Source organism: Vibrio nomapromontoriensis (assembly GCF_050337205.1).
GTDB lineage: Bacteria > Pseudomonadota > Gammaproteobacteria > Enterobacterales > Vibrionaceae > Vibrio > Vibrio nomapromontoriensis.
On sequence record NZ_JAKJSS010000007.1, the window covers coordinates 756,424 to 774,359 of the forward strand.

At 45.8% G+C, this 17,936-nt stretch carries 11 protein-coding genes; all 11 read right to left on the reverse strand.

The window, feature by feature from the left end:
- Positions 1-58: 58 nt before the first annotated feature.
- The gene (locus L4D05_RS07525; protein ID WP_428793498.1) at positions 59-1,561 is read right to left on the reverse strand and encodes a TolC family protein; all 1,503 of its coding nucleotides are present in this window, start codon (positions 1,559-1,561) and stop codon (positions 59-61) included.
- A gap of 1 nt (position 1,562) precedes the next feature.
- Positions 1,563-2,909 (reverse strand): HlyD family type I secretion periplasmic adaptor subunit, encoded by a 1,347-nt coding sequence (locus tag L4D05_RS07530; RefSeq protein WP_428793499.1) that lies wholly within the window; start codon positions 2,907-2,909, stop codon positions 1,563-1,565.
- A complete protein-coding gene (locus L4D05_RS07535) occupies positions 2,906-5,059 on the reverse strand; it encodes a peptidase domain-containing ABC transporter (RefSeq protein WP_428793500.1) in 2,154 nt (717 codons plus the stop codon). Before L4D05_RS07535 ends, L4D05_RS07530 begins: the two co-directional genes overlap by 4 nt.
- An 11-nt stretch (positions 5,060-5,070) precedes the next feature.
- Positions 5,071-5,367, reverse strand: coding sequence for a hypothetical protein (locus tag L4D05_RS07540; RefSeq protein WP_428751633.1), 297 nt, complete (start codon positions 5,365-5,367; stop codon positions 5,071-5,073).
- Positions 5,368-5,427: 60 nt separating this feature from the next.
- A complete protein-coding gene (locus L4D05_RS07545; RefSeq protein ID WP_428793501.1) occupies positions 5,428-11,406 on the reverse strand; it encodes a hypothetical protein in 5,979 nt (1,992 codons plus the stop codon).
- An 89-nt stretch (positions 11,407-11,495) separates the two neighbouring features.
- Entirely contained in the window at positions 11,496-11,960 is a 465-nt protein-coding gene (locus L4D05_RS07550; protein ID WP_428751631.1) for a toxin-activating lysine-acyltransferase, read from the reverse strand.
- Between the two features lie 413 nt (positions 11,961-12,373).
- Positions 12,374-13,258, reverse strand: coding sequence for a cache domain-containing protein (locus tag L4D05_RS07555; protein WP_428751630.1), 885 nt, complete (start codon positions 13,256-13,258; stop codon positions 12,374-12,376).
- Positions 13,259-13,269: 11 nt separating this feature from the next.
- Positions 13,270-14,610: a TRAP transporter large permease gene (locus tag L4D05_RS07560; protein ID WP_428751629.1), complete on the reverse strand. Its 1,341-nt coding sequence runs from the start codon at positions 14,608-14,610 to the stop codon at positions 13,270-13,272.
- A gap of 21 nt (positions 14,611-14,631) precedes the next feature.
- On the reverse strand, positions 14,632-15,174 hold the full coding sequence (locus tag L4D05_RS07565) for a TRAP transporter small permease (protein WP_428751628.1): 543 nt from the start codon (positions 15,172-15,174) through the stop codon (positions 14,632-14,634).
- Positions 15,175-15,296: 122 nt separating this feature from the next.
- The gene (locus L4D05_RS07570; protein ID WP_428751627.1) at positions 15,297-16,298 is read right to left on the reverse strand and encodes a TRAP transporter substrate-binding protein; all 1,002 of its coding nucleotides are present in this window, start codon (positions 16,296-16,298) and stop codon (positions 15,297-15,299) included.
- A gap of 157 nt (positions 16,299-16,455) precedes the next feature.
- Entirely contained in the window at positions 16,456-17,907 is a 1,452-nt protein-coding gene (locus tag L4D05_RS07575) for an NAD(P)/FAD-dependent oxidoreductase (RefSeq protein ID WP_428751626.1), read from the reverse strand.
- Positions 17,908-17,936: the final 29 nt, after the last annotated feature.

Sequence of the window (17,936 nt, forward strand, 5' to 3'; positions counted from 1 at the left end):
CTCTTGATCACAGCTAAACCTTAATGACGCCTGAATCTTCATGATCACTAAGCAGGCATTACGAGCAGCCATGTAAACTCGGAGCATGGCATTTTGGGGTTCCATTGTACTGAGCTAACAGCTGAGAAACATTGCTCGGCAAATCACGCAACCAGTGTTCGACGCTGGTTTTAAATTCACTTGATGTTGCTGTCGCAGACGTTGTTGGAAATAAGTCCACACCTGACTCTTCGAGTATTCGTAAAATGGATCTTTGATACTGACTATACGCTTGGGCCTTCTTAACCTTCGCAATAACCCATTGCACTTGCGCCTTATATAAGTCTAATTCATCCATTAATTCATAGCTCAACCTTTGCTGCCTTAACTCAAATATTTCTTCAAGAGTACGCGTTCTCTGTGACTCCATAGCCAAACGCTTTTTATCCGTTTGATAGGCGATATTGGCAGCTCTAATCTGACCAACAATGGCAACAGCATTCGCCAATGAAGCCAACTGCTCAAGTGCTTGACGCTTTTCTAACTCATCAAGTTTCGCAGGTAATGTCAGTAACTCAATCACCTTTATTGCTAGATTCAGATCAACTTGAAGCCACTCACTGTTTCTCAAATTTGGATCCGAGTCATAATAGCTCGAATAACCCACTGAGAAGTTTGGCAATGCATCCAACCAAGCTCGCTTTATCTCAAGCCCTGCATTTTTAATCTGATACATAGATTCCATCAGGTCAGAGCGATGATAAAGCGCAAAACGCTCCAACACCTTAAGCTCAGTACCATCAAGCGAGAGATTAAACGTATTTTGACCTTTATGAACAATTGACACCTCCAAGCCAGGTGCACTGATCAATGTCATGAGTTCCTGTTTTGATGACAAATAATCAAGTTCTAAATCTTCCAGTTGAATACGTAACCTAAGCAATTGCTCACGATATTGAAGCAAGACTAGTGGATCCACCAAATGACTATTTTCCAGCAGCTTCACTCGAGCTAAACTGCGGTCCAATAACATTAAAATTTGCCTAGATTGTTCTATTTCTTGCTCAATGGCGGCAAGTTCAACGTACGCACTCAGTACTTCACGAACAATGCGAGTCAACACCCGCCGTTGCTGCTGCTCTTCCATCAAGGCCTCATTCCCCAACTCTTGCGCTCTCAAATAGGCTTGCCCAAGGTCGAGTGAAGACCATGATATTGTCGTCGACGAAGAATTTTTATCCCTCGCCGGAGGCAACACATCCACGGCGCCGCCATCATTATTTCTCACGTATCGATTCGAATTCGAATTAAGTTGTGGCAAATAGCCCAACACCGAATGATTAAGCGCGGTTTGCCCGACTAATACTCGATACCTTGCTTGCTCAATTTCCAAATTATGCTTTAAAGCTAGAATAACCGCGTCAGACAGGGATAGTGGCCCCGTGATTTCCATCTGGGTATTTTCAATCCATTTGCTCTGTTGCATCACTCGCAGATCTATTTGTTCTTGTGTTACTTTAACTGGAGTGACGGAGCAAGCAGACAGTATCAATGCGCTTATAATCAATAAGGTGAATCGCATCCTAAGGCTCCCTGAAGCTTTCGTTAAATGCCTTAGCAATTGGAAAAACGAGATATGAAATGAGCGTTCGCTTGTCCGTTTGAATATTAGCTTCGAGCGTCAGCCCCGGCTGTAATCGAAAATCGCTAGGCGCATCCCGAATATCATCAAGACTCGAAATATCGATCCAACCTCGGAACGTCAGCGCTTCTTTACCGTAGACATCATCAGTAAGCGCATCTTCACTCACCTGCCGCAACGAGCCGCTCATCGTGCCGTATTTAGTAAAAGGTAACGAATCCAGTTTAATTGTGACAGAATCACCAATAGAGACCTGGTTAATGTCAGAAGGGTTTAAATCAACAACGATCTCCATCGGACTATTATTTGGGACAATCTCATATAAGAACTCATTCGCTGCGACGTAACTGCCAAACGTTTTGTCCGCGACTTTTAGTATGACGCCGTCAATAGGGGCATGAATTTCAGCTAATTTTCGTCGAACGAGATACGCAGAGAGCTGCTGCTCAAGCGCAATATATTCTCTCGTCGATTTCACCAACTGATCTGAAATATCGACTTGTTGCTGACTGATGTATCGCTTTAATTCACTAAGGGTGTTTTTGGCTTCTGTTTTTAACGACGTCATGGCGCTCACCAACGACGTGTGCTTTCTCTGCATTTCTAACAACTGCTTTTGAGCATCAAGGTAAGCTTCTCGCTTAGGTCCCGTTCGACGAAATCGATCTTTTTCTTGTTGATACAACCTTTGCTTATCAGCAACGAGCTTTTTTTGTAGTTCAATTTGCTTTAGTACCACAACTTCTTCTTGCTTCATGCTCCCTAATCGCGTGTCGAGCGAGGTCAGCATGACATTTTTAGCCGTAACCGTTGCTTGATAGGCTGAGCGCCTTGCTTTAAACAAGGAAGCTTCTAATTTTTGAGAGGATCGCGGAGGACTATCCACATCATAGGCCTCATTAGCTAACTCCGCTTCCAGTCGTCGGATGCGCGCTTTCATTCGTTGCATTTGGTATCGGGTAGAACGAATGTCTGACTCTATTGGCCTCCCACCAATGATCGCAATGAGGTCTCCCTTTGATACGGCCGTTCCCGCACTACCAAAATATTGCTCAAGCAACCCTTCAGCCTGGCTCTGAATAACAATATTTTGCGCCACGGGCTTAACATGCCCTCTTGCGACGACAAAAGTATTCACTTTGAAGATGCAAGACCACGTAATTAGCGCGACAATAGCAACCAGTAATACCCACAATGACAAATACATGGGCCGGTTCGGATAAGAATGGCGAATCTGCTGCCATTTAGGGGCATGTTCTATCAACGGATCATGAGGTTCAATCTTCATCCGACGCGCTCCTGTATCGCAAACGACGCTGGGTGCTGCCGATTCCATAGTTCTTTGTACAGTGAACATCGTGACAATAGCTCGTGGTGAGAAGCAAAATCTTCCAGTTTCCCTTCGTTCATGACCAAAATACGATCCATATAAGGCATTGAAGATAAACGATGTGAAATGTTGATCAGCGTTCTACCTTGGGCAAGTTGATACAGGTTATCCAATATGTGTTGCTCACTTTCCGCATCAAGCGCACTGGTCGCCTCATCCATTAATAACACTTTAGGATCGTCGAGCAGTGCTCTAGAAAAGTTAAGTCGCTGGCGCTGACCACCTGACAGGTTGCTGCCGTTTTCTTCCAGCATCGTGTCATAGCCTTGGGGGAGCTTGTCGATAAAGGTGTCTGCGCCCGTGAGTTGAGCGACTTGTATGATCTCTTCTAGTGATTTACTGGGGCTCGACTTAGCGATATTGTCTTTTATCGAACCTCGAAATAGGAAGCTATCTTGTAAAACAATGCCAATTTTGGAACGAAGATAATTGGGCTCATATTCCCGTAGTTCGTTATTGTCAATTCGGATAGAACCTTGCGTCGGATTATAAAAACCAAGAAGAAGCCGAGTCAAAGTGCTTTTTCCGGAGCCACTCGGTCCAACTATGCCTATTTTCTCACCTCGCCCAATATCAAAACTGAGCTGGTCAATGACTGGGGCTTGATTCGGTTCATATTGAAAACTTAACTGCTTTACCGCAATATGACCCGCGATTGGTGACGTCACGCCCCCTTCTCTTACACGCTCTGGTGCGCTATTGAGCACGCGTCCCAACATATCAACACTAATCGAAGTCTGCTGAAATTTGCTGGTCAATCCCACAAGCTGCACCAACGGGCCCGCGATACGGCTCGCCATGATGTTGAACGCAATCAAGGTACCGATCGTCATTTCTCCCGCCAGAACCAATTGCGCCCCTAACCAAATGATCACCAATGACATGAGTTTTTGTAGAAAGCCACTAATTTCATTAATGTAGCCGCTCCATCGCCCTACTCTATGTTGCCTAGACACAACATCGGCAGTGACTTCTAACCATTCACGCTTTTGTCGCTCCTCTATCGCCATGCTTTTTATCGTTTCCATACCGCGCACATTTTCCACCACAATGGACTGGCGTTCGGCTTCGGCTAGATAGAGTGCCTCCAACTGTGTTCGATAAGGACGAAGAACCGCCACTAAACTCAACATAATAACGGCTGAAAAACCAATCACTAACCAAGTTAACGTTGGGCTAAAAAACCACATCACGGGGATCAGAACGACAACGGAAGTAAGTTCGATTAACGTAAAAAGTAAATTCCCAGTAATAAACTCTCGAATACTACTTGCTTCTTGCACCTGTTTCGCCAGTTTACCTGCCGCTACCTTATGAAAAAAAGCTAAAGGAAGCCTAAATAGGCGCCGACACGTTAAGTGAGCGATTTCGATATCTAACCTTGCAACAGCATGTAAAATAATAAGATTTCGAATGAAAGATAGCACGCCGCTAATCACTAAAGCGGCCGCAGCACCGATGAACAAAACATGAAGCGTGGAATAACCGGAGTAGCCAATAACCTTATCGAAGACCACCATGGAAAATAGCGGGACAACAAACGCAATAATATGGAGAAATAACGAGACTACGATAATGTTGTATAACATCGCAGGTTGTTTCAGTGCTTCATGAAAGAGCCAGCGAAAACCAAATGGCTGCTCTAACCCTAACTCCGAGCCAATGGGACGGACAAAAATGCAACAGCCTTTCCAATACGAACGAAAGGCTTTTTCTGCGATAGGCACAAGATCCATACTCGCAGCCTTGGGATCCTGAATTAATACTTCTAACTCACCGCTTGATGATGCACGTACTCCAGCTGCAACAACAAACTCATTGTTACTCAGCTGAATAATAATAGGGAACGCCGCTCCTAACCTTATAAACTGACGCCAACGCAGTGTCGTACACTGTGCTGTTAATCCAGTTTGATTAATCAAGAGCGTTAAATCCAACGCTGTCATAGGCTCATCCTTGACCCCATGATCGCGTATCAAGGTATCAGCAGAATGATATATCTGGTAATACCGAGCGATAAGAACATACGCGTCCAATGCTGTGTTCATATCCTCTCCTTTTAACTAAAGCTCGGGGCAAGATTAGCGGCTGGCTGGTCTTCAGTGACTTCAGGTTCGGTATTCGCTTGCTTTTCTGTTACTAGCCCGCGACTTTTCAGTTCTTCCAACAGTTGCGCATGAGTTTGCCAGCTGCGTAAAAACGCATCCGGAGACATCACTAAACGTAAATTATGTTCTTTTGGCGGCTCCTTACCACTTGTTTCTGGGTCAACTGCAAACGTATAAAAGTCCATTCGAATATTCCCTGCAATGATCGCGACATTTTCAATGCCATCAATATAATGTTGATCTGCCATGATTTAATTTCCTTACTAGATAAAAAAATGCCTAGCTCAATAACCGAGCTAGGCTCCCGATCACGCAAGTCCTACTGCGCTATCAATTTTTGTTTTCGAATCGTGCATATCACCAATAATGCTATCGACCATATTCGATAAACCATCATTGATGTCGCCGAAATCGACTTTTCCAGCTTCGCCATCATTGAGCCAAGCAATGGTAGCTTGTGCGCCCTCTTCAAGTGCAGACGCAGAATCAAAGGCATCAAAACCTCTTAACTGCTCTGATACCGATGCGTCCATATTGTCCCAATGCTGCTTAAGTTGACTAAAGCTAAGGTTAGCTAACCCTTCAACATTAAAGACATCGTTATCCCCCCAATTATTGAGACCAATCTCAGCGACAGACTGACCATCAAAGACAACGTCCAAGTTTGTATAATCCGTAGATAACACCAAGTTATCCAAAGAAAAAACCACGTCGTTTTGCGTCGAGTTGGAGTTGATAAACAGCGTGTCGACTTCATTAGGCGTATCCGATTCATAAATATCAAACCGGCCACTTCCCAAGGTAAATCGATAGCTATCACTCCCGGTGCCTCCTGTGACTTGAGAGCGGCCAAAGCCCGAGACAAACACATCGTTACCGGCGTTACCCAATGACACCGATTGGTCATCAAAACTAAGCAAAGAAGCGATGCTATCTTGTTTGTCACCACCAAAGGTGCTGACAACATTGCCCATAAAGTCGGTCAACCCACCCAATACTTTGTTAATAATGGTTGCACCACTAGAGGTAAGTAAGTCAAACGTCTCCCAGCCCAGATCAAGGAATACATCGTTCCCTTCGCCACCAGAAGTCACACCTGCGAGACCAATATTAAGTACCGTGTCGTTGCCTTCTCCCATCGAGACAACATTGGCTAAGCCTAGATTGATAGCAAAATCGTCACCTAAACCAGCGGTTACGGTATTAGCGCCGCCAATCGTCGCAATAACATCATTACCGCTGCCACCGCTGACCAGTGACTTACTGCCCATCGAGACCACTAAGTCATCACCGTTACCGGCTACTACGTGATTGAATAATCCACCCGCAAACAGTCCATCGTTGCCACCGCCCCCGTCAATCATGTTGCGCAATCCAGCTGCGACAATGACATCATTATCTGCACCGAACTGATCAACATCATCGCCATAGACTTTATTATCAATGCCCATCACAAATGCCACGTCTTTCCCTTTATGCAGAGAAACCGTATTTTCCACACCGATGGAAACGATATAGTCGTCTTTAAAGGTCGTCTTAACGGTATTTTTTCTACCCACAACCACGGCTGTTGTTGTGGCAAAGCCACCTTTAACGGTGTTTTCATTACCCAGTGCAAAGATGACATTTTTAGGCGTATCGCCCGGCATCCCCGGAGAGGTGTCGCCCGTAATCGTATTTTTGTTACCTATCGCCGCTATGAGATTTTCGCCAATGCCGCCTGACAGGTTATTTTCATTGCCGATTGCCACCAGCACATCATTATCAACACCACCCGCGAGCGTGTTTGTCCCGCCGATCGCCAGAGCAATATTTGCACCGTAGTCATCACGCCAAGTATTTTCTGCGCCAACCATGAGGGCAATATCATTACCTCGGCCAGTATAAACAACGTTTTCTCGGCCAACGCCAATCGCGACGTCGTCACCACGACCTCCCATCAGTCGGTTAGTATCCCCAAGCGCCAGCATGACATCCCCCCAATCTCCCGCTTCATTTTCTTGAAGTAGGTGGTAGTTATTGTCAAAAGAAGGCAGCCGTTCAGACCAATCAATCCCAATCACATTAGGAATAGAAAATGCGGGTATATTGATGGCCTGAGCAGGCAGTGTCAGCGCATCCATATCGGTGTAGTCACCCAAGCTAAAGTCAGGAACACCAAATTCTGGGATTTCAAAGTTTGGAACCTTGAAACCATAGAACTCACGCCCACTCAAGGCTGTGCCGAATAAACTAAATCCTGACAAGTCAAAACCGTTAAGATTGAATTCTGGCACTTTTATCTCAGGTAAATGCAATGTTGGAAGCTTGACCGTGGTATAGGTCGTCGAGTCGGTTCCGTTAGAACCGCCACCACCTCCAGATGTGGTCTCAGTGTGTTTAAGTTCAAAGTCATCCGGGGTAGTCCATTGCCCAACCGATGTTTCATTGATCAAGTGATTGTCTGTACCAGCTTCGGCAGGGGTGTCCTCATCGCCGTAAAGGAAATAATTGTCAGACGCCCCTTTCGTTGCTGTATCAATGTCGCCTAAATCAGCCGATTGATAGGTATACATATTTAAGAACGCACCATTATCATTAAACCTCGGCTTAAACTCGGCTTGGGAGTTAAGGATGTTCCTGCTTTGTCCGCCGCCCGACTCGTAACCAAATAGGTCACCTAGCATCGAGTCCGCTCCACTGAATATCGATGAATTCACATCTAATTCATACGTTAACTCCAAATCAAGGCTATCGACTTCCACTCCAAATCCACTCAGTGATGGCATGCAAAGTGACGGCAACGTGATACTCGGTATCTCTATTTCTGGTGTACTGATAGTAGGTAAGTGAATTTCGGGTAAGCCATAGTTACCCAGCGAACCATATTGGTATGAAGGCGCCGATTTCAATGCTGGGATAGGTGGGATATCAAAGTCGTACTGAGGAATCGTCAATGATGGGGTCTTCCAATCCGGGACACTTGGGTCGGAGAAGTCCATCTCTGGGAATAGCAAATTGAAGTTGCCACTCATTTTCATTTCAGCTTCAAAGCTTGCTGAACCCAGCGTTCCTTTTACAGGATCACCACTACGCTCACCTTTGTCATCCTTCTCTTGGAACATATTTTCAGTGCCTTTTTTAAGCTCTGTAATTTCTTCTGTTGAAAAGGTAATCTCATTGTCTGCAGCGATCATGTTGCGTTTACCAACGGCTAGAATGATATCTGCACCACCACCTGAAGCTATCCAGTTTTCCTTACCAAATGCCGCAATCGTATCGTTACCACTCCCCGATAGAACCACATTATTTTGACCAACCGAAAGCACAACGTCGTCACCGCCTTCGGTCAGTAAAATATTATGCTGTCCAACAGCAGCCACAATATCATTGCCCCATCCCGTCAAGGCGACGTTGTAACGCCCCGCTAGAATCGCGACATCATTCCCTCCGCCTGCATGAACGAAATTCGAATACCCAAAGGCATAAATAGTATCGTTACCCGAAGCAGTAGAAATGATATTTTTCGTGCCAAGCGCGGCAACCGCATCATCCTGACTGCCCGTCAGAACAATGTTGTCCATGCCTGCCACAATGACATCATTTTCACCATCACCAGCCAGCATGACATTCAGCTGTCCTAGCGCGACCATCACATCATTACCATCGCCTGCCCAGAACAGGTTTTTCATCCCAACGCCAACCATAAAGTTGTCACCATTACCCGCAAGCATAGCGTTGACATTTCCTAGACCAATAAATGCGTCGTTACCACTGGCGCCTTGGAAAATATTATTGCCGCCTACCGCAACGGCGATGTTATCGCCCCCGCCCATGACCAAAATATTGTTTGCACCAGCCACCATGACATCATCATTGCCACCAGCACCAAGGAAGACATTGTTCAATCCTATTGCTGTCATGGTGTTATTCCCGTCACCAGCAATAAAGATGTTTGAATCGCCCATCGTACATAACGTGTCGTCGCCCGAGCCGCCCCAAACAATGTTGTAAGCCCCAAGCGTGGTAATGTCATTGGTGCCATTTCCTGCAATGATCAAATTCGCATAACCAAACGCGACAATGAGATCGTTACCTGACCCCGTTTGAACTAAATTACCTCCGCCGTATACTTTCACTACGTTGTTGCCTTCGCCCGCCAGAACAATATTTCCTGCGCTTGTTACGTTGGCTAAATTTTTAAGATGATCGACCCCTGTATCCTTGCCAAAGTCATCACCATCCTCAGTGACAATTGACAGTAACCCCCCAGCTCGAATTTTGTCGTCGCCATCGCCTGACAAAATGAAATTACCGAAGCTATAAGCACGGATTTCATTGCCTGCCACTTCGCCGTGAGCAACCTGTCCAACAGAAGAAGCGCCTGAGCCGCCGCCATTACCCGTGCCAATGATATTAAAACCACCTTCCGCTCGAATGACATTTTTTCCATCGCCGGCAAAGACAATATTCAACGCGCCTGCCGCATGAATCGTATTGCGACCATTGCCTGAAAACACGAAGTTTCCACCACCAAAGGCATCAATGGTATTTCGTCCATGACCAGCTAACACCACGTTAAGGCCACCAGCACTGTGGATGGTATTGTTATCATGGGCAACCTGCACCACGTTCATCCCACCTCGTGCATCAATCGTGTTATTGCCCCATCCCGCAGAAACCACATTCACGCCACCGTAAGCTTTAATGACATCATTGCCGTTTCCTGAGTTAATCGACTGACCGCCGACCGAGAGCGAATCAATCACATCATTACCATTGCCACTGGTAATTTCAGCACCCGCCGCACTCACTAAAATAGTGTTGTTACCATGCTTAGCATCAATCTTGACACCTATCGCTTTTACTTCAATTCGGTCATCACCATCTCCAACAAAGACATTGCCTCCGGCGGCATGCAACACGGCGTGATTGTTACCTTCACCAAGATCAAGTAGCCCTACCCCCGCACCGACATAGGCATAATCATTACCATTACCTGCCGTAATACGAGCTCCCGCGGCACGTACATCAATGTGGTTATGTCCGCCCTTAGCGTCGATATTGACACCAACAGCACGGACATTAATTCGGTCATTTCCATCACCAACGCGAACTTCACCGCCAATGGCATGAAAATCCACCGTATTATTACCGTGACCTAGATTTAGCAAACCAACCGCAGCTCCGACATAAGCGTAATCGTGACCATTACCCGCGGTAATATTGGCACCCGCCGCACGAACATCGAGATGATTATTCCCTTCCCCCACATTCATACCGACACCAACAGCACGCACATTCACTCTGTCATTACCGTTGCCCACTCTGACTGTGCCACCAACCGCGTGATAATCCACTGTATTGTTGCCGTGACCTAAATCAACCAACCCAACCCCAGCACCAACGTAGGCATAATCATGACCATTGCCCGCCGTAATATTTGCGCCCGCCGCACGGATGTACAACTTGTTGTTACCACTACCAGCATGAACGGTGGCACCAACCGCATTAATGTTGATGATATCGTTACCACCTTCGGTACGAACCTTGGCGTAAATGCCTCGAGCATCAACTTCATCGTGCCCATTGCCGGTCCATACATCCGCATGAGCGCCACCAGCATAAACGTAATTATTCCCATTCCAGCCAGTATGTGCCGTTACCGACGCGCCTTTCGAGACGATCCAGTCATCACCATCACCACTGTGAATATACGAAGAAACCGCACTGGTATAGATCGTATCGTGACCACTACCGGATTTCACACTGACCCCCGCACCTTCGGCGATAATATTATTGTTCCCGCCCCACGTTTCCACTTTGCAATTAAAGGTCCCAAAGGCGTATATCGTGTCATTACCATACCCCGTGGTTACACTGGTATTCGCGGACTTAACATTAATATCACGGTCATACCACGTACCTTTTTCGACCAATGTTGCTTTAGAGCCGACATAGTTGACCGTCACGTCTTTTTCTCCGGTACCAAGCTCAATGTAAACATTGCTACCAGACGTAACTTTATAGGTATCGTTACCCGAGCTCGCATAGATATTGACGTTCACCGCGCCAACATTGACGTAATCATCACCGGCACCATCCCAGATATAAATTTGGTTCAGTGCTTTGTTATAGTTACCAATGACATCGTTACCGTCTCCGGCATAGATCCATGATTCCCAAGTTGTATGTCCAGCACTGAGATCATCATTTCCTCCCCCTCCTGAAATAATACTTTTATGCGTGGCGTGACCAGCATGAAGCCTGTCTGCGCCGTTACCACCTTGATAATTTCGCGTTCCCATTTCATTTTCCTTCTGTTGTTTTAAACACACTCGCTACTTTCTGCGTACTGACGCGTGCAGTGTCATCGGTTTCACTCCACAGCACCCGATCAATTCAAATAACTAGCACCACTATGTTCAACATGACCTTTCCGATGTTTAAATACCCTGTCGGCCTTAGTACCAGCGCCAAGGCGTCGACACCAGGCTTGATCTTTATGGCTAAACTGCTGGCTCAAACTTCTTCGAATCGCGGTGCAATTTCCAAATGGAGCAACAAAGTCCATGAACCAAAGGTAGTTACCCCTATTCCATTCCACCTCCGGTAGCCAGACATCGTCGTCAGTCAGCTTTTCATGCCACTCGCGGGTAACTTGTGCCCAAGTCACAATGCCAATGGGACCTTGCTCATCATAAAAAAATCGACATTGCCCCATTCTTATCGCATTCAAAAACCGGCTTTCCAGAACATGCAGGGGATAATCTCGATGTACTTCTGATTGCAATAGCAACCATGAGACTTCACCAATAAGCTGCATCTCTTTCTCATTCATATATGGACGCTCTAGCTTCATATACCCTCTCCGAACTTGTTTAAATATTCACCAGTCATCCCTATTGTTAGTAACTTATGCACCTATACTCAACAAATAGTTAAATTATGAGACGAATTGTTTTAATTTTAGTGATCATGATCATCAAACTAGATGTATATGAGACCGCTTGTACTGGTAAATACAGATCGAAAAGACGTTTGAAGTAAACACTCGAGAGGTGGGTAAATGGGGTTCTAAAGAGGCAGATATTGATAAAAGGCGCTAGAAGAAAGCGACAGTCGTTATATCGTTAATTTCAGCTAAAGCATGGGCATCAATCGCAAACCGACCCAATTATGCTCTTCTTGGGGGGAATATGATTGCCCGTTATCGAGACAACCTCTAATGGTGTCTCGATAACGAGCGATGTCTGGCAGTCAGCCAAGATTAACTCATCGAGTGTAATAGCCTACCGCGACCAATTTATTATCGATGACTCGATAATAAGTATGTTTGTTCTCCACTTCACTTGAGAGCGGATTAAGCCAACGATACGAGTATTCTCCTCGACCATTCTCTCGTGCTAGCTTGAGCATCTCGGTGATAATTGGCTTATTATCAGGGCTTAGTATCTCATTATGCGATAGCCCGATGAGCTCAGGTGAAGTCCCATGGGCAAGAAATTTGCCTGAGTTCATATCCAAAACAAATACATAGAGATCACCTTCGACGAAGTCCCCATCAATATCATTAAATGCCGCAATGCTTTGCTGCTCCGATTTGACCATTGCGGTCATTGCGCGAGCAAGGAGGTGCTTAGCTTCTGCCGAACTTGAACGCTCTGGGTAATAACCAACCGCGACAATGATATCCCCTACACGCTCAAAAAACGTTCGCTTTGGTTCGCCCATTCTATCGGTAGGGTTCGTCCAATGATATTCCACTTCACCAAAACCGCTGTGCACTGCCTTAGAAAGCATTTCACGAAAAAAGGGTTTACCGTAAACATCCTGCGTATCAAGTACACTGTCGCCAATAAGCACCATAGACGAGCCACCACTGGCGAGAAATTCTCCGTCGATACCTACCGCAAACACATACAGCTCCCCATCCGTAAATTGTGCATCACGTGAAAAATCTTCCACACTTTCATCACCATTAACCTGTACATGAAGCACCGCCTTTGCCAGTAGTGTTTTGGTTCTTAACTCGGCCTCGGTCGAAACATGCGGCTCACTGATCTCCAAAACATTCGTCGCCTCTTCAGCGCGAAGGTTTAGACTGACTAACACCAGCCAAAACGCAATGCTCGTCATTATAATTTGTCGTATTTTCAATGTACTATCTCCTAGTAACCTACCATCGACGGTAACCACAGGCTTATTTTCGGGAAGAAGGCGATAACAAAAACGCCGACAATAGACGCCACCACAAACGGGTGAATCTTAGCGGTAATTTGTTCCACGGTAGCCCCTCCTATCCCTGACGCCACAAAGATATTTTCCCCCAGCGGCGGGGTTGCAAAACCAATCGATAACGTGCAGACGATAACAATTCCCACATGTGTCGGATCAGCGCCCAACATGTACATAATCGGCAATAGAACAGGCACAATGATCATAATGGCGGCAAGGGTTTCCATAAACATACCGATAAACAACAGCAACATGATTGTGAGCGCCCATACCAGATACATATTATCGGTAAAGCCAAGCAAAGACTCCGCAACAATCACAGGGATCTTTTGCTCAATCAACAGACGGCCAAATACTGTTGCCGCAAACAAAATCAGCAGTACTCTACCCGTGATCCATGTTGTTGTAGAAAGCGATTTTAAGATGTTTTTAAACGACAACTCTCGGTGAATAAACACACCAACAAACAACGAGTAGAAAATAGCGACAACCGCTGACTCTGTTGGTGTAAACATGCCAGTATAAATACCACCAAGAATCAAAAACGGCGCTAATATCGACCATAACCCGCGCTTTATCGACACTTTAACTTCATCAAAGGACCAGTTTTCAGACAGCCCCCGATACCCTTCGCGCTTAGCAATCATATAATTGGTCATGACTAAGGTAGAGGCCATAATCAACCCCGGCACAACGCCCGCCACAAACAATTTCGGAATTGATAAAGAAGCAAACTGTCCGTGTAAAGCAATGGCTTCTGGTGGTGCCATCAACCCCATCGATGAAATACCGAAGATCACCAAAGGTATCGACGGTGGAATAATAATCCCAAGTCCCCCAGAGGCTGCCGTCACCGCCGATGCATAACTTCTGTCATACTCTCTCTTGACCATCGCTGGCACCATTAACATGCCAACCGCTGCTGTTGTTGCAGGGCCAGAGCCTGAAATGGCACCAAAAAATAAGCATGCCATCACCGTGGCGGCGCCTAACCCACCCGTCACTGGCCCTGCCAGACTTTCGGCAATATCCACCAACCGTTTAGAGATCCCAGCGGCTTCCATTAATGCGCCTGCCAACACGAACGCAGGCAACGCCATTAGGGGAAAATTACCAACCGACGTAAAAGCGATTTGTACCAAGGCAATGGGATTTTTATCCAGTATCAAGTAAGCGGCCATCGAAGCGCCAGCTAAAGACACCGTGATCGGTGCACCTAGGATAAGTAGGAATAAAAAGCCACCAAAAAGAATCAGAGTTAAATAAGCTTCCATAGTAATGTCTCTTCCGTTTCGTTAAGGCAGGTTTTTTTGCATGGTCATTTTTCGCAACTCTTTCGCTTCTGGGTCTTCGTTTTCAGCCCCTTTAAACAAGCGCTCATAGTTGTTCCAGATGATTCGAACCATCATTAACGAAAACGCAATCGGCAAAATCATATAGAAGTATTTCATTGGAATACCTGTAGTTTGAGACTTCCAAAAGAGATTCATTTTATTAAAAACAAAGTCATAGCTTAGATAAACAAAATAACCATTGAAAGCTAACCAGAGTAAGTCAGCAATGGTCTCACTAACGGTTTTTACGATTGGTGGGAAAAATTTGAAATGAAAACTCACTCGGTTATGCGCCGACATTTTGGCCGCAACGACGGCACCAAGGTAGGCAAACCAAACAAACATATACGTAGCGACTTCATCTCCCCAGGGAATCGAATAATCAAAGAACTGACGAGTAATAATTTGACTAAATAACAGTAAAACAAAGCTTGCTAACAATAAGCAGCATGCGTATTCCTCGGTATTATTTAGGTGTTTTTTTATTGTGTTTGCGACCGACATATAGCCTCCTTTTTATGTTCTACATGACAACCAATCGCTCTAATTTCAAAACGTTATTGAGTAGGCATGTAATCACGCTGTCTAGCAGCAGGGGACACTGCTAGACAGCGCTAGTCCTATGGTTACTTTCTACCCAACAACTCCAGAACATTATCAAGTTTGTCTTTACCACCAATGCTGGTGTAGAACTTAGGCCAAACTTTGGTTGTGACCTTTTCGATCCACTCTTTCTCACCATTCGCAGGGTCGGTAAACACCATGCCTTTCATTTCTAACTCTTTACGGATCTTACTTTCCGTTTCTTGTAGGTACGCAAAACTGTGCTCAGTCGCTTCTTGACCCGCTTCCAAAATGGTTTTTTGCATTTCAGCAGATTGTTGCTGGAAAACGGACTCACTGACAATAAGTGGCTCTAGAGAGAAGATATAGCGCACGTTCGTGACGTATTTTTGTACTTCGTTAAACTTCATTGCGTAGACCGTGATATAAGGGTTGTCTTGCCCGTCAACCACACCTTGCTGCAAGCCAGTAAAGGTTTCAGACCAAGCCATTGGCGTTGGGTTCACACCCCATGCCTGATAAGAAGCAATCATAATTTCGTTACGAGGCACTCGAATAACAAGACCTTTTAGATCTTCAGGCGACGCCACCGGTTTTTTCGAATTGGTGATGACTCTGAAACCAGAATATGCCCAACCAACCACACGTACGTTGGCATCACGAATGGTATTTTCTACCAACTCCTGACCTACCTCTCCTTGCGTCAACAGTACCGCTTCTTCGGCACTTTGAATGACGTAAGGCATTGTTAGCAAGCCAACGGTTGGAGAGAAAGGCGTCACATTGTTAATGGCGAGGATTGAAAAATCGAGTAATCCAATCGCAGCATCATTGACCGTATCTTGCTCATTACCCAATTGACCATTTGGAAATAGGTCGATCTTGACCTGCCCATCGGTTTTCTCTTCCATCAACTCAGTGAATTTCGTTCCGAGCTCCCATTGTGTACCGCCCGCGGCATCACCGATAGCCATTTTAAATGTCGCTGAGATAGCGCTGTGCGACATGAACGTCGTCGCCATAATGGCAACAGTGGCTACGAGTTTGTTCTTTGTAAATGTCATAGTCTTAACCTTTATTATGTGTACATCTATTATTCTGTACATTGCTTTTAAGGTGACCTGGTACAACAATCCTGGTCGTCGTTACTTCCCTATTGATGGAAACAAATTCTTGCTGACAGGGGATGCCCTCTATCTATTAGATGTCACCTGTCGGAGCCTAAAGCACCTCATCTTTTAACTGATACCATTGGTAAAGAAAGTGTTGCCCTACGCGTCGAAACGGCGCAAAGAACTCTGACTCAACCACTTCTTGTATATTTGGAAATGGCAGCTTGGATTCAAAAATAGGCAGGTTGAGTTCATGCCCTTCACCTCCAATCCACTGCGCCAACCTTTTGCCTGCCTGAGCAGAGTACATGACGCCATTACCGCCATAACCCAACGCATAGAAAATGGTTTCATTGGGGTTAGGCTGATAAATTCTTGGCATCATGTCATGACTCACATCGACCCAACCCCACCATGAGTAGTCAATCTGAATCCCTTTTAAAGCTGGGAATTTTTTTGCCAAATCCGCTTTTAGCATGTCTTCATATTTTTTGTTCGGCGCATCGCGGCCTGAAATAGCACTACGGGTTCCTATTTGCACACGGTTATCCGGCAATAAACGATAGTAGTGACGCAACACTCGGGTGTCGGTAATCACCTGATTGGTTTTGAAATTACAGGCCGCTATTTCGTCTTCGGTTAACGGGCGCGTCACCATTGAATTAGACAAAACAGGGAGCAGCCGATTTTTCAGTTCAGAGTGCAAACCCTGACTGGTATAACCGCCAGTACAGACACCCACATTTTTTGCAGTGACAGTGCCATTCGGGGTCTTGATATAATGCATTCCATCACGAGTTTCCCAGCCTAATACAGGGCTAGAGGGGTGAACTTTAACTCCCAATGCTCGTGCTTTTTTTAAGTAACCAAAGGCCAATTTGCCAGCATGTATTCCAATTCCCTCAGGCTCGTGCATAGCACCCGCGGCTTCTTCATCATCGACATACTCGCGCTTTACCGTCGCTGCATCGAGAATTTGCGCGTTGTAATTAAATGTCTCACGCAACAACTTAGCTTCTTTTTCCAGCGTTCGCATCACCTTAGGGCGATGAGCAATGTATAAATGTCCACCATGCTGTGCATCGCAATCAATGTCTTTAATCAGCGCCTTAAACGTCTCCATTCCGTCTAGGCATTCTTGATGCATTTTAAGCGCGGTGTCTAAACCCCAACGGGCAATCCACTGTGAGCGCTTTAATCGACCTGTTGCGCACTGTGCCTGCCCACCATTTCGAGTACTGCAACCCCAACTCGCACGGTTTGCTTCAATTACCGTTGCTTTAATGCCATACATTTCAGCAAGATGGATCGCCGTGCTTAAACCGGTATATCCAGAACCAATAATAACCACTTCCGCTTCCATATCTTTCACGATAGGTCCATCATCTTCCGGTGGCTCTCCGGCGGTATCAACCCAATAAGTAGGCGCGTATTCTTTGCCACACCCTGGGCTGTTATCTTTTAGCGGATCGTACTGTGGATCGTAATGCTCTTTGGCTTGCGTACTTGGTGACTGACGATCAATGGCGTCAGGTACAGGCTGCTCGATGACTACACTCATAACTTCACCCTCCTTGATATACTGACACG